Origin of the sequence: Mesorhizobium sp. M1006, assembly GCF_040318825.1 — a bacterium.
Lineage (GTDB): Bacteria > Pseudomonadota > Alphaproteobacteria > Rhizobiales > Rhizobiaceae > Mesorhizobium.
The window spans coordinates 1-13,436 of the sequence record NZ_JAMYMZ010000035.1; the positions used below are offsets into that span (position 1 = coordinate 1).

Annotated in this window: 13 protein-coding genes and 2 pseudogenes; 10 read left to right on the forward strand and 5 right to left on the reverse strand. The window is 57.8% G+C overall.

Annotated elements, in window-relative coordinates; genetic code table 11:
• Positions 1 to 181: 181 nt before the first annotated feature.
• From NKH60_RS25350 to NKH60_RS25365, 4 genes and pseudogenes are all read right to left on the reverse strand, one after another.
• Positions 182 to 394 (reverse strand): annotated as a pseudogene (locus NKH60_RS25350) (IS5/IS1182 family transposase); the annotation flags it as partial.
• Between the two features lie 23 nt (positions 395 to 417).
• Positions 418 to 1,308, reverse strand: coding sequence for a hypothetical protein (locus NKH60_RS25355; protein WP_352873743.1), 891 nt, complete (start codon positions 1,306 to 1,308; stop codon positions 418 to 420).
• Positions 1,309 to 1,927: 619 nt separating this feature from the next.
• Positions 1,928 to 4,279 (reverse strand): P-loop NTPase family protein, encoded by a 2,352-nt coding sequence (locus tag NKH60_RS25360; protein WP_352873745.1) that lies wholly within the window; start codon positions 4,277 to 4,279, stop codon positions 1,928 to 1,930.
• A 264-nt stretch (positions 4,280 to 4,543) separates the two neighbouring features.
• Complete coding sequence (locus tag NKH60_RS25365; RefSeq protein WP_352873747.1) at positions 4,544 to 6,022, reverse strand: serine/threonine-protein kinase; 1,479 nt, start codon at positions 6,020 to 6,022, stop codon at positions 4,544 to 4,546.
• 436 nt (positions 6,023 to 6,458) lie between these two features.
• On the opposite strand from NKH60_RS25365, the gene NKH60_RS25370 reads away from it, so the two are divergent.
• Positions 6,459 to 6,740, forward strand: coding sequence for a hypothetical protein (locus NKH60_RS25370; RefSeq protein ID WP_352502694.1), 282 nt, complete (start codon positions 6,459 to 6,461; stop codon positions 6,738 to 6,740).
• A 7-nt stretch (positions 6,741 to 6,747) separates the two neighbouring features.
• On the opposite strand, the gene NKH60_RS25375 is transcribed toward NKH60_RS25370, so the two are convergent.
• On the reverse strand, positions 6,748 to 6,999 hold the full coding sequence (locus NKH60_RS25375) for a DUF6074 family protein (protein WP_352457909.1): 252 nt from the start codon (positions 6,997 to 6,999) through the stop codon (positions 6,748 to 6,750).
• Positions 7,000 to 7,074: 75 nt separating this feature from the next.
• Here NKH60_RS25375 and NKH60_RS25380 point away from each other — a divergent pair.
• The 9 genes and pseudogenes from NKH60_RS25380 to ligD form a co-directional block, all read left to right on the forward strand.
• Positions 7,075 to 7,273 (forward strand): annotated as a pseudogene (locus NKH60_RS25380) (transposase); the annotation flags it as partial.
• 644 nt (positions 7,274 to 7,917) lie between these two features.
• On the forward strand, positions 7,918 to 8,115 hold the full coding sequence (locus NKH60_RS25385; protein ID WP_023722969.1) for a hypothetical protein: 198 nt from the start codon (positions 7,918 to 7,920) through the stop codon (positions 8,113 to 8,115).
• A 665-nt stretch (positions 8,116 to 8,780) separates the two neighbouring features.
• Entirely contained in the window at positions 8,781 to 9,008 is a 228-nt protein-coding gene (locus NKH60_RS25390) for a hypothetical protein (protein WP_352662301.1), read from the forward strand.
• A gap of 274 nt (positions 9,009 to 9,282) precedes the next feature.
• The gene (locus NKH60_RS25395; protein WP_352566830.1) at positions 9,283 to 9,501 is read left to right on the forward strand and encodes a hypothetical protein; all 219 of its coding nucleotides are present in this window, start codon (positions 9,283 to 9,285) and stop codon (positions 9,499 to 9,501) included.
• Between the two features lie 190 nt (positions 9,502 to 9,691).
• Complete coding sequence (locus NKH60_RS25400; RefSeq protein WP_352566828.1) at positions 9,692 to 9,946, forward strand: DUF982 domain-containing protein; 255 nt, start codon at positions 9,692 to 9,694, stop codon at positions 9,944 to 9,946.
• Between the two features lie 540 nt (positions 9,947 to 10,486).
• Complete coding sequence (locus NKH60_RS25405; RefSeq protein ID WP_352873789.1) at positions 10,487 to 10,678, forward strand: DUF982 domain-containing protein; 192 nt, start codon at positions 10,487 to 10,489, stop codon at positions 10,676 to 10,678.
• Positions 10,679 to 10,686: 8 nt separating this feature from the next.
• Complete coding sequence (locus NKH60_RS25410) at positions 10,687 to 10,926, forward strand: DUF982 domain-containing protein (protein ID WP_352873751.1); 240 nt, start codon at positions 10,687 to 10,689, stop codon at positions 10,924 to 10,926.
• 49 nt (positions 10,927 to 10,975) lie between these two features.
• Positions 10,976 to 11,137 carry a hypothetical protein gene (locus NKH60_RS25415; protein ID WP_352873753.1) on the forward strand — a complete coding sequence of 54 codons (162 nt, stop codon included), beginning with the start codon at positions 10,976 to 10,978 and terminating at the stop codon, positions 11,135 to 11,137.
• 327 nt (positions 11,138 to 11,464) lie between these two features.
• Positions 11,465 to 13,363 carry a DNA ligase D gene (gene ligD / locus NKH60_RS25420; protein ID WP_352873754.1) on the forward strand — a complete coding sequence of 633 codons (1,899 nt, stop codon included), beginning with the start codon at positions 11,465 to 11,467 and terminating at the stop codon, positions 13,361 to 13,363.
• The last annotated feature ends 73 nt before the right edge of the window (positions 13,364 to 13,436 follow it).

Genomic DNA, 13,436 nt, shown 5'->3' on the forward strand with positions numbered 1-13,436 from the left:
CAAGACGAAGATTGACAGCACGTTGCGGTTGAGGAGCTGGCAAAACCCAGGCTGTGTGCAAGCGAATGGGTTGGCCCCGCTTTTCATTTTCCGCGTAGCCTGTGCCTGTGGCTGCCCGGGGCCACAAGGCGTTGGTGCACAAATGTGGCATTAGGCACAATCAGCTCTTTGATGCCGCCTGCTATGTCGGCCTTGCCGGGCGGCGAACGGACTCCGGGCGTGCGCACGCCGTCATGCGGTTGAGAACGGCGCAGCCGATGGCGACCTCGGTCTGCTGAGCCGAAAAGGAGCGGGCTCGCAGGCGACGTCCGATCAGCCCCTTGTAGCGCCCGACGGCGGTCTCGATCAGGGCGCGCTTGCCATAGCCGGTGGACGCCTGCCAATTCAGCCTTCCAGCATTGGCGAGCCCACCGCGCGTCAGTTCTTGACCCCCACTCGAGCGCGCAGCGTCGCCGTGACATGATCCTCGCGCGGTTCAACGAAATCGATAGCGTTACCATTCCTCGATTGAAGGCTGATCGTCATCCAGTTCTCGCCACCTACTAGGACGCGAGTGACAAGCTCGGCGACTTGACTGGCCTGCTGAACAGTCGCCGGATCGAGTTTGAAATCGTCATCAAGCAGCGTGCGGACGTCCCATAGAGGGACGGTCCCATCGTCGACGGGGCCGCGTCGCATCGCTCCCGTAAGGATACCTCCATCGATCGCACAGGACAGCGAAGACATTTTCAAGAAACTCAACCGATGGTCAGGACGCGCAAGATCGGCAGCAACTGTCGCGATATGCAGAGCAGCTAACCCAGCCTCGGGGGTACTCCATTGCTCAGAACGCTCGCGTAGGCGCCCGATGGTGTGATCTGAAAGGTAAACAGATGGGGCGACGTCAAAAGCGTCGCGCTTGCCCCGATTTGTAGTGAAGGTGGCGCATAGTGCAGTTACTCCGCTTTCGTGCTCCAACCCTTGAAGCGGATGGCTGCCATGCACCAGCATGCGCAGATCGAATATCGTTGCCTGCCGGTTGCCTTCCAAAAATAGCGCGATGCGAAAGCCACGATCAGAGGGAGGGAGGCGCACCAGACGCGTAGCAGCGGCATCAAGAAGCTTTACCCGTCGCGGCGGCGATCCTTCATCCATGAACGCATGACGCAACGCTACTTGCGCATCGCGCCACGTCGCCGCCTTGCCGCCGGGATCGAGCGCAGGCGCGCCTATCCTCTCTCGTCGAGCAATCTCGTAAGCGAGATTTTTCGCGTAGATGCGCGCTTCCGTACCAAGTTTGCCAGGCGACTGTCTCATGACGGCATCCATAGCCCATTCCCACCATTTGGGTATAGGCGAGCGGATCTTGGCTCGGCGGGATCGAGGGGGACACTGCGGAGCGGGGCGGATAGCGCGCACGTCGCGCGAATAAAAACAGAGCGCCCCGTCGCTGGGACGCCCTCATGTCGGCCTTCGTTGAAGCGAGTAGCCATGGGGAGTTCCTCTCGTTGAAGGAACTTCATCGTCTGATAGCAGCCTTTACCTGCTCACGGACGATGATTTACCGCAGCCCCACAACTAGGCGACCCTCCCGCGGAGCGGGTTTGTACATGAGGCGCCTTGCGCCCGGCAGCCTTGGGGCCGATAACGGACCGGCAGCTTACAGGATGATGTCCAGCCGCGGCCTGCTCGAGTCGGCATTTCGGTGAAACACGGTGACCTGATGCGTCCTGGCCCGTTTGCTTAATGCTTGGCCACGAGGCTAGCGCTCAGCGCGAGAGAACAACCTGCACACGGGTGGTGTCGCAGGTTGAATCCCTGCATCAAACTTAACAGCCCGGAGGCGGGGCAAGAACCACACTCGTTTCCCACCTGGTGTAAAGACATTTTAGCTTGGCAAGAGATTCTTAGACGGCTTTAGCGTTTGGCTTCAGCTTGATGAATCATTTCAAGCTCCGCCAGGCCGACCTTTATAGCCGAGGCGCGGAGCAGCCTTGGTGCCCGTGCGGAGCCCTTCCATTTGGGCATGCGCATAAGTAATCGACGCAATGATTTGCCGGCCGCCAAATCCAGCCTCTTCGTAGAATGGATGCCGGCGACAACGCCGCTGAAATTCGAAGGAAAAATATTCCTTAAGGTGGTTGAGGACCCTCACTTTGGACCCCATCGACATCTCTTGTTGTTGCTGCTCAGCCCCCGACCAAATCGACCCAATAGCGTCGGCTGTATCGCGCGATGCGAGCTTCAGGTTGGTCGTCACGCCGACCAGGTATTCATCGCGGCGTAACAACATACGCCCGTGCGCAAATCCCGAGGCATGAACCCGAACGGCATCGTCGTCCTTCAGGTCCGTAATCATGTGGCTTTCCGGTTCAACAAGCCCTTTCTCGACCAAAATCATCAAGGCCTTGTACGAGTCTTGCTCATCATAACCGAGACGGCCCATTTCACTTACCATCCTGCGGACAGTGGCATAACCCTCCTGTTGGAAATCAAGTCGAAACTTCCGATTACGGATGAGGTATTCGAGGATGTCACAGGTCAGCAGATTGCTGGGCCTTACGTGGGTTTCATCTGCGCTGAGGATGTCGTGAATGTATTTCGAACCGCCGTTGAAATACTGGTAGCGACCGCGCATCAGTGCCCGAATGATATGCCGGTCGGGGATGCGGAATGATGTTCCCAAGATCGCCGCGCCAGTGATTTGGTTCGTTGGCACGTGAGGGGAGATGATTATGTCGCCAAACATGCCCAATGCCCGCCGCACATCCTTTGCGACGAGGGCTTCCAAAGCAGGTGCAACCTGGATTTCGTGGTTATCGAAAAGCGAGAGGTAAATCGCCATCAGGAATTCACCAAGCCGCGATGCAGGGTAGCGAACCCGATTCCCGTTGGAGAGGTAATATTCCTGATGCTTCTCGACCTCGCTAGGTAGCGTCTCCAGCACCAGCTCCATGCGCTTCTTGATTACCTGGGCGAAGCGCGGAGGGCGAATATAGAAATTGATGGCGTTGATGAACGCATTCAGCGGCGGTTCGTCTTTGTGGGCTTCGAAGGTCGAATCCCTGAGATTTATGAGGACAAGCCCCTTGGTGACATCTTTGAACCATTGGGATGCCTCAAATATCTTCAATTCCTGGTCGCGCGAACGCTTATCCACGTTGTCGAAGACGATGACCATTCCCAGCTGCTTTTCACCTGAGAAGTGGCGCGAGATGCACTCCGCAAACTTCACCGGGTCGGCCATCAGCGCTTCGAGAAGTGAGGTCCGCCGACGTGCATAGTCCGCCGGGTCTGCGGTTTGCAGTAGCTTCGCCGGGCCGCGCTCAAACTTCGCCAACTCGCTTGAAAAAATACGTTCGACCTGCTCCAGATCGTAGATGTCGACCCCATTAACTTCCGCGAACGAAGCGAGGAATTTCTCAGCTATAAACGTGGTGAGGTGGTCCAAATCTGGAGGAATATTGTTGAAGTTTATGAATGCCCATACCGTCTTGCTGGAAAGCTCCCTTGTCATCAGGTGGCGGTAATACCGGCGAATAAAGGTGCTTTTACCGGCCCCGACATTCCCTACAATCAGCTGCACGCGGCTAAAGAACATCGGATTACCGGCGAATTTTTTGACCTCTGTCGTTAGGCCGGTGGCGGCGGTGCGGGTTATCTCTAGGGTCTTTAGCTGGTTGCCTGTGATGCTAGAGGTGCGGTCCTTTAGGAACGTCTCCAGTAGCCCTTCATAGCCGGTGATTTCATCCGACGTGACGTAGGCGCGGTCGATAACGTCGTCCGACGTGTCATCCGTGTTATTGAAGTACTTAGTCAGGACGGGAAAGAGTGGGTTGGCGAACTCATTGACGCCCAGCTGTTGACGGAGCTTCGCTTGCCCTCCCAGCGCCGTTGACACTGGCCAGAACCGACGCCCTTGGAAATGCGGCGCCAGAGACGCAGCGCGCGTTTCTAATGCGTGCTTGCCTATCGCTCCCACAATAGCGTCAAAGACCGCCGTGCCAGGCTTGACATCCGCCGCCTGTGCCAGAAGCACATTTGTCTCGCTATCCCATTCGCAAAGGCCAATCTGCTCGCCATTACTCGCTAGCACGTAACCGATTGGATTGACTTCAGGCGGGTACCGCCGATTGATTTCTCCGGCATATAGCCGGGCTTCCCTCAACCCGACCTCAATCTTCACGTCCAGTGCTTTGGCTTCGACAATGGCCAGTGGCAGGCCGCTCAGCCAGACGGAATAGTCGGGAATATAGCCATACCGCTTCCCGGCGGCCTTATCGATTTCGGTGGGCGACATGTATTCCTTCGTCCGAAGCCAAGCCGAAGGAATGTTGAGATATGTGGGACTTGCCAGAAAGGGATAGAGGAGTTTTTGCTCAACATCGCTCTCGGTTCGAAGCTCGTTGGCTGCGTACCGGGGGTTTGCTGGCTTCGGCTTCTGTTGGAGCCGGGCTATCATTGCGCCCTCATAGAGTTAGAACGTCAACTTACGAGAAGATTGCTGATTCGGTCAGTGTTCTCTCCCGGATTGCGCAGATATTTTCCGCCTCAAAGACCGGGGCTATTTGAAGAATTCCGGTGACAACGGCAGGCTGCTCGGCGGTCTAAGCTTCTTTTGCGCAGCTTTAGCAAAGAGGTGGACCCATCTATCTTGGAAATTGTCTTCGTCTTCGGCGTCGATTTTCAATGGGCCATGAGCAAGCTGCCATCCGCTGACCACGTTGGAGAGCGCGAGCTGAAACTCTTTATCGCGGGGACTGAGGGCAACCGGAGCCTCACTCATCGGTGCACGGCTGTTCCAGGTCCAAAATGACATTTCGTGCCAGCGGTAATCTGTTTCCTTCGGCGCTCGGGCGTAAACCAGGGAGACAGCAAATGTGTACACCGCAGGGTCATATTGCGAAATTAGGTCTTGAGCCGCTTGTAGGGTCAGCTTCGAAAACGCGGCAATATCCCATCCGTTGTCATACGGTGATGCGCTCGGCATTACAGGCTCACTGTCACCCGTGATGAGCTGAGCTGGTCCAAGTTGCACTAACCTCGTCTCGCGTCTGACGGTGGGTGAGGCATGAACGATTTCATCGAACAACCGCTGCAATATCCGGTTTAGCTCGGAGATGGCCTCTTTGCTAAGGGCAGCCCGTTCGCGCTTCGTGGCCTCTGCCGTTTGACGAACAGCCTCCTCAGCGGCTTCCGCCTCGGCAATAGCACTTCCTGCCTTTGCCAACGCATGACCCGATGACCTCAACGGCTTCTCGGTGACGCTCGCCAACACGGTTGCACAACGGTCAAGAGAGGGCCGAGAGGCCGGGCTTTTCCTAAGCATCGTTTGCACGAGGCCGTTGATGCGCGGGTCAACCCCCTTGAGTTCGGCCGGCATGTCGTTGAGATGCGCTTTCCGAATTGCGTCAAAGTCGCCTTGGAATGGAGGGCGTCCGGTCACCATACCGTAGATGATGCAGCCCAAGGCATAGACATCAGTGGCTGTTGTGGGCCGTTCGCCACGCCATTGCTCTGGAGCCCCATAGGGCGGCGTGAGCGAATCTCGCAGCGTGTCGAGTGAGGTGGCATCTTCAACAAACTTCGCAATGCCGAAATCCGCGACCTTCCAGCGACCTTCATGCCAAAGGACATTGGCCGGTTTGAGGTCCCGATGAACGATATCGCTTACCTCTCTCAGCCCGTTAATGATGTCGAGCGCGGCTGTTTTAGTCTCCTCCCAGGTCAGCACTCCGGCATCCCGAATACGGTCCTGAAGGCTATATTCGCAAAGCGGCATGACCAAGAAATATCGGTCGGTATCGGCGTCCTGCCCTTGGTCGAGCACAGGCACGACATTGACGAGTGTCCGACTGCCCAGCGATTTGCCGATATTCAGCTCGCGGTGAGCCGCAGCGCCAGCGGAAAGCTTCAGTCGCTTAATGGCAACGTCACCGTTCGGGCCGCAGCCGTTGAAGACCTCGCCAAATCCACCCCCAGCACCCAACGGCTGGTTTTCGTGTAGCGTCCAAACGCCGTTGTCCAGCTTTATAGTGCCCACCGCGACCTCGCTCCCAAGACGAAAGGGCGAATCTTACTACGCGAAGTGAGTCGCACAAAGAAAAACACCGACGCGAGGCCGGAGTTCTGTGCATAATGTCGTTATGTCTGCCTTTCGGCGTGAAGGGAATATGAATCTCGAACACCGAAAGGTCTTTCGGTTTGGGAAGTTGCCAATATGCTAACCAGTTGAAATTCGTCTCCCTAGCTGTTCGGCAAGCGGGCGACCTGTCGCGGTATAGGTACAATTGCCCAGCTGCATTGGCTTGCATCGTGCTCAGGACGTCGAGAAGAAGCTACACGACATATGTCCGCTTCCAGGAAGTGCTCGACATGCCTGAATGTCCGCCATGAGGCGCAAAGCCGACGTTGAGTTAGCAAGTTCAGGCCCAACGGATGTTCATGATATGTGCTTCGAACGTCGCATATAAGGCAGTGTGGAACTCAACGGCGGCTCATTGGTTTTGCGGGTTCAGCTCGTGGAAAAGGTCCGTCGGCCTTCCGTGAATGCCGGTTTCCGCATCGCCTACCTCGATTTCGTCGATGACCGCCGGACAGGCGAGGCGGAGCCGTATCTCGCCCGAGAGCACATTCGCGCGCATGATTTCGACGAACGCGCCTATCTTTTCATCCGCAGTGAGAAACCTGCGTTTGACGGATGCAGTGGTGCTACGCTTGTGGAGCCCGGGGCGTCTCTATGCGGCAATCCTTCATCGTGAGCCGATGCTATTGTGCAAGTTTCGCAGCACTGCGGGTGGCGATATCGCCCAAGACAGCATGAAGAAGCGTTCCAACTTCCTGTTCGGCGACCCCGGGTGCAATTCCTGATTCGGACAGTTGAACGAGAATTGCCTTGGCGGTGTTGCGCCAGAAGGCGTTCGCGTCCTTCCCGTTCTTGGATTCCAGGACCCGGGCGATCCCTTCGACCAACTTCCGCCGCCGATGCAGCGGAAACGCGCTTATGTTTGAATCACACATCGATCACCTCACCCCTTCAGTCGCGCGAATAAGCATTGGCGGGTGAGAAAATTTGGTTAACAGCGCTTTTGGACAATGGTCAGCAATGGAATAAAGCGTCTACCCAACAAGCCAAGAGGTGTGCCACGTGTTGATGATCGGCGCGTGCTGAACGGCCATCTTCTGGGTGCTGCGCTCCGGTGCTCCATGGCGCGACCTGCCTCAGCGCTATGGCCCGCGCACCACCTGTTGCAACCGCTTCGTCCGATGGCGAAAAACAGGTGTGTGGCTGCGCAGTAACGAGTCTACGGCCTAAGGTTTGCGGAGCCTCACGCCGGCGCGGCTGCCGTTCTCCGGGATGAACTCGACGCCGGCGGCCTAGAGGGCGATGCGCAAGGCAGCAACGGTTCGCTCTTGTGTGGAGCCCTGTCGGGCCGCGACATCTACTTAATGTCTATTTTAGACAGTCGCCGCGACCATAACTTTTGATAACAGGTCAGGGTCGCGGGATGCCGAGCCGCTTGAAATACCGAGTTACGTCCGGATGCTCGCGATCGTCCCGCCTCAACCGCGCAAGCGCGTCATCATCGCCGGCGAGCGCCATAGCCAAACCGGGAGCGCTTATTCTCCACGGAGCACCGGGCATTGTCTGGTTGTGAAGACGGTGCTTGATCACCAGCCGCCTGAGTGTGTCTTCGCTTACGTTGTAGTCGTGCCTGAACAGATCAATGGCCCTCTGGACCGTGATCGCCTCTGCCCGTGGGATCTAGAGCGGCCGAAGCCGTTCGCCTGTTGCCGGCGCTGTTTTGACACGGCGCGCATTGGTCATTCGGCCCATCGCGCTTTTCTGCGGCCCGCCGTTTCGCCCGACATCAGGGAACGATATCGCCCCCCATGTATTAGAAACCCATGGACACTATGGAACCCCACGGCCACGGGATGGCGGCCGATCTTTTGACATCGGAAGTTGCCAATGCCAGGCAGCGCATCCACCGGACCGAGCTCGCGCTTCAACGCACTGAAGAAATGCTGGCGGAAAATCTCGCGCTGTGCAGCAGGATACGAACTGCGGTCGAGGCCGCAGACCGCTTGGTGAAGATCGATCCCCCCAGCTTTGAAGGACGTCGCGCGGGTTGAACTGGGCCGGCGTTTCATTCGCCTTGCGGCACCCTGCCGCAAGAGCCTGCCCGTTGGCATCACAGCGTGAGCAAACATTGGACAGAAGCATTCCAACGTTCACGATGTGCAACACCGACGCTAGAGCGACACGAATCTTCAGTTCAAAGAGCGAGGATTAATGCTGCGGCAAACGAAGGGGGCACGGGGGGTCTTCGCGCGAGCCAGTTATCCGATCTCCCGCTCAGAAATTTCTACCAAATATTCCGACCTCCTGATGGAACCCATTCGTTGCGGGCGAGTTGCGGCTCATTGGGACGGACTTCCCGAACATGACAACGAGCAACAAAGCAGACCATCAGTCTGTCTCCGAAGCGTTTCGGAAACTGATCCGTTCCGAAGGCTATCGTCATCACGTACAAACGTTCTTAAATCTGGAGGTCGAACCAGAACTGCCGCCAACCCTACAGTCATTACTTGCGGCTATTGATCGGGCCAAACAGGGGCCGACGGAAGAAGTCCCTTAGCGGGCTGACTGAGCGTCAAAGCGGAAGAGTACAGAGGCTCGCTCCGTACTTTTTTCTCTGGTTCCCGCTCAGAAATTCCGCCAAACATTTCTTCTTGATTTTTCCCGATAGAGGGTAATGAATATCCCCTTGGGTTCTCGCTGAGGTGGGAGGCCTTGTATGAACGTTTGGACGAACTGCCGACCCGACAAAGTGACTGCCAAACACCTTGTTCACGAGCTGATCCTACAAGCCCGTCGCGGCCAAATCATCTCCGTCAAAGAGACTATCGCAGCGGTGCGCCGAGACGGGCCACATCTGGCGGAAACTGACTGCGAGCTGGTGGAGGTTATTGTCAATGTTGCCCCAGCCTTTGGCCTGTTCGTCGGGTTCGATCTTCGCGAATAGCCTCATGGCAACCCATTGGTTCTCGCCTGCGGTGTACGTCAGGACAGACCGACCTGGGATTGTGGGAGAAAGGCGGCTCGAGGCGCGTCAATAGGATCGTGGAGGAGCATGAGGGTCTTCGCGAGCCGGTGTCCGATCCCCACCACAGAAATTCTACAAACATTCCTGACTGTCGCGGCCCAGCGCCGTACCAATTTGTACAATTCGTACATGGCCTTGATGCCGCTCAGGTAGGGAGTAGAGTACGCTTCGGCGTGTCCCTGGGGAGGGCTGGATGAGCGTCGCGCGGAGGGTCGGTCCGCTTCTAGAGCAAGCAATCACTGTACTCCTCAACAGGGCGGACCGTGGCGACACGGTCTCGATAAAAGCGGCACTACGCGAAACGCGGGAGACTGCGCCTTATTTGGTGGCCTCCGATGAAGAACTGACCGAGGCGATCGTCGAGGCAGCAACTGCCATGGGCCTCTGCGTGGCTTTCGACTGTGGCGAGTAGCTGTCAGCCACTTCAGTCACTGTGGCATCGCAACAAAGCGCGCCGTCCTGCGCTATTTTCCCATTTTCAACAGTTAGAGGTAATCCGCAATTACCTTCGCAACGTGCTAAATCTGCCTGTAGAACGGGAACTGCCGGCTGAGCAAAGGTAATTGCTGGAGGAACTTGATAGGGCCGACAAAGAGTGACGTATGGCTCTCCACTGGTTCAACCCTCCGGTCCCGGTCAAGACCGAGCGTCTCGGGATCATCCGCAACGTCAACAACGCCGAGGCAGCCGGCGAGGAGCTGATGAAGTGGACCAAGCGTGGCCCTTGCTGGGACCTCGCGGTGCGCGTTTGCATGACCGTGATTTTCGACGAGATGGAAGCTGAGGAGGCCCGCAAGGCATTCCTGGCTGCGGCAAAAGAGGAGGGGACATTACTCCCCCCAATGACAACCAGCTAAATTGGATTGCGGTATAAGGTTCTAGGTGTCTCAGACTGAAACCGCCTTCGCGAAAGGAGCCCGCCGCCAAGCATGGAGATGAGAGGCGACGGACCCCGCCACAGCGGCTGCACATCCACGAAGTAATCCCGCTGCCGCCTCTAAACCCGCGAGGGCCTACATCGTTCCCTTAGCTGCAGCTAAAGCGGGGTTGGTCGGCGGGCTCTTGCCGCTCTAAGTTCCCTCTTATGGTCCCCTCTGGTTCGCTCCCCCGGTCTACGTGAAGACGAAACGTCGGGGCATTCGCAATGGGGTCAGCCACGTCGAGGGAGCCGCCGAGGAACTCCTGGCATGGGACACAAAGGGCCCGAGGTGGACGAAGGCGGTCCAATCCTGCGTCGACGCGTTCGAGGGCAGGATGTCCCCCATGAGGTGCGTGAAGCTTTGAGGCGGCTGCCAAGGAGGCCAACGTGTATCTCTCCCCTGAGTAGGAGGTATCATGGCGCCCATCTGGTTCGTCGCTCCGGTGTTCGTGAAGACTGAAACCGGTGTCAGGCATGGCTGCAACGCTGCAACAATGCGAAGGAAGCCCTTGAGCAGCTCAAGATGTGGACCCGGCGAGGGCCTCGCTGGCATAAGGCGGTGACCCTCTGCCTGTCAGCCTTGGAGGGCGATTCGATTGACCCCCACATAATACGAAAGGCCTTTGAGGCTGCCGCTAAGGAGGCCAACGTGTATCTCTCCCCTGAGTAGGAGGTGTCGTGGTAACCCATTGGTTCTCCCCTCCGGTGTACGTCAAGACCGACCGACCTGGGGTCACCTACCGGTGCAACAATGTCGAGTGCGCCGCCGAGGAACTCCTGAAGTGGACCAAGATGGGGCCCAAGTGGCGGAAGGCTGTGCAACTATGCATCGAAGCCGTCGAGGATCGGGCGACCCCCGAGGAGGCTCGTAAGGCCTTCGAGGCTGCTGCCAAGGAGGAGGGGGTGCTCCGTGAGTAGCAGGCCGGTGCCCATGGCTATGTTGGGAAGGACCCCCTAGGCTGTCTGAATGCTGACCAAGTCCGCGCTGCTCGAAATAGACCCGGATACGAGAGCATTCACTCTGGTCGGCGCATTTATGGGCCATTTTGCACTTCTTGAAACTGGCATCGGAGCTGCTCTGGGCGAGGTAGTTGGCGTCAATGGGGCACGTCGAGTAGTCATCAATTGAAACATGGGGTTCGACGAGAAGATCAAAACCGTACCCACAGGGGACCGGAACCGGAATGTCAGGCTTCTAAAGCCGATGGCAGAAACCGGACACGCTGTGGCGGCATTTGAGGGCACGTTCCTGCTCTTGATTATTGCCTGTGAGCTGTGCGCGAAAATCGGGGATGGAAGGGCCGGAGGCAGGAAGCACGGCCTCAGGCCGAGGCGCTAATCAGGCGCGTCGGCAATGATCCCGAAAAGCTCAAAACGGCGGCAGCGAAACTAAAGAAGTAGTCGCGCGTTGGACGCGGATAACGCTATTTCGTCTCTGAGTATGGTTTAGGTCAGAGTGGTCAAGCCAACGTCGGGTAAGGCAATCAATGGGTCGAATGCTAGTCAAGCGAAGTCGCCCGCTCGTGACGAGGTCACTTTAGCGCCGCCCGCTTTCCGGCCGGTCCAGCTCGCAACGCTCGTGGACACGGTCCCTGCCGGCGATCGTTGGATCCATGAGATGAAATACGACGGCTATCGTATTCTCGTTGCCGTCGGCGGTGGCGAGGCGCGAGCCTACACACGATCTGGTCTGGACTGGTCTAGCCGTTTTCCCTCGATCCTCTCCGAGGCTCGCAAGCTCAAGGTACGCTCCGCCCTGATTGACGGCGAGGCCGTGGTTGTCGATGCGGAAGGAAGATCTAACTTCCAGGCGCTTCAGAGTGCATTGAAGGGTGCCCCGGCGACTATCGACTTTTATGCGTTCGATCTGCTGCAGCTCGACGGCGAAGATCTGACAAGGCTTCCTCTTGTTGAGCGCAAGGCGAAGCTGGAGGCGATCTTGCCTGCGAAAAATCCCGTCCTTCGCTACTCCGACCATATCCTCGGTCGCGGAGAAGAGTTGCTCGATCGCTTCTGCGCAGCCGGCCTTGAGGGCGTCATTTCAAAGCTCGCGGATTCGAGCTATGTGGGAGCCCGCGGCGCAAGCTGGCTGAAGATCAAATGCATCAGGCGGCAGGAATTTGTGATTGTCGGCTGGACGCCGTCCGACAAGGTCCGCGCGTTTCGGTCCTTGATCCTTGGCGTTCATGACGGCGGCAAGCTGCGTTACGCCGGGATAGTCGGCACCGGCTTCGATACCGCTGAACTTCTTCGTCTCTTGAAGATCATGGCGCCGCTAGAGCAGAAGGCCGCGACCGTCGACGCACCACGCGCCGAAGTGCGCGGCGCACACTGGCTCCGTCCGAAACTGGTCGCTGAGATTGCCTTCACCGAAATGACAAATGAAGGGACTTTACGACATCCGAGCTATCTTGGTCTCCGCGAAGACAAGAAGCCGGAGGCGGTCGTGCTCGAGACGGAACGTCATGCAGCCGATCTCGCCGCGTCTGCGACAACCGCCATCGCGATAAGTAACCGTGACCGCGTCATCTATCCGGAGTCCAACATCACCAAGGGACAGCTTGCCGACCATTACGCAGCGGTCGCGGCGATCATGCTTCCTTGGGTGGGCAGCCGGCCGATCAGTCTGGTTCGATGCCCACAGGGCCGCGCGAAGAAGTGCTTCTTCCAAAAACACGACGCCGGCAGCTTTGGCGACAAAGTCCACCACGTCGGCATCACGGAAAAGGACGGGCACGAGGAACCATATCTCTATGTCGACGATGCCGACGGACTGATGACTTGCGTCCAGATGGGAACGATTGAGCTGCATGGATGGGGGGCTCGGATCGAGGATGTCGAAAAGGCCGACCGCCTCGTGTTCGACCTCGACCCCGATGAAGGCCTCGATTTTGAGGCCGTCCGCGCCGCTGCCTTTCAGTTCCGCGCTATCCTTAAATCGCTGGGACTTACGACTTTCCCGATGCTGACGGGAGGCAAAGGAGTGCACGTCATCGCGCCGCTCACCCCTGGCGCCGAGTGGCCAGAGGTGAAGGACTTCGCGTCTCGCCTGGCGCAGGCGGTCGCCAAGAGCGATCCGGCCCATTTCACGGCCGTGTTGTCAAAGGCGCGCCGCAAGGGTCGCATCTTTGTGGACTATCTACGCAATCAGCGCGGGGCGACCGCGATCATGCCCTACAGCGCGAGATCACGTCCGGGCGCTCCTGTCGCGGCACCGATCACGTGGGCGGAGATGAAGACAATAGATGCGCCCTCTCATTTCCACGTGGGCGATGCTCCTGAATTAAAGAAACGCGCAGCCTCCAAAGCTCTGGCGGGATGGGGTCGCGCTGACCAATCCTTGCCCAATCTGTAGCGTACGACGCGGGAAGAGGCAGTAAAGCCGGGATTTAAAGGACAACGCGCTCATGGCCTTGCCTGATTGGAAC

Excerpts from the sequence above, each read along its gene's own strand:
- NKH60_RS25360 (WP_352873745.1), bottom strand. The coding sequence starts at position 4,279 with ATGTCGCCCACCGAAATCGATAAGGCCGCCGGGAAGCGGTATGGCTAT.
- NKH60_RS25390 (WP_352662301.1), top strand. The coding sequence starts at position 8,781 with ATGAACGTTTGGACGAACTGCCGACCCGACAAAGTGACTGCCAAACAC.
- NKH60_RS25375 (WP_352457909.1), bottom strand. The coding sequence starts at position 6,999 with ATGTGTGATTCAAACATAAGCGCGTTTCCGCTGCATCGGCGGCGGAAG.
- NKH60_RS25400 (WP_352566828.1), top strand. The coding sequence starts at position 9,692 with ATGGCTCTCCACTGGTTCAACCCTCCGGTCCCGGTCAAGACCGAGCGT.
- NKH60_RS25395 (WP_352566830.1), top strand. The coding sequence starts at position 9,283 with ATGAGCGTCGCGCGGAGGGTCGGTCCGCTTCTAGAGCAAGCAATCACT.
- NKH60_RS25355 (WP_352873743.1), bottom strand. The coding sequence starts at position 1,308 with ATGGATGCCGTCATGAGACAGTCGCCTGGCAAACTTGGTACGGAAGCG.
- NKH60_RS25385 (WP_023722969.1), top strand. The coding sequence starts at position 7,918 with ATGGCGGCCGATCTTTTGACATCGGAAGTTGCCAATGCCAGGCAGCGC.
- NKH60_RS25415 (WP_352873753.1), top strand. The coding sequence starts at position 10,976 with ATGCTGACCAAGTCCGCGCTGCTCGAAATAGACCCGGATACGAGAGCA.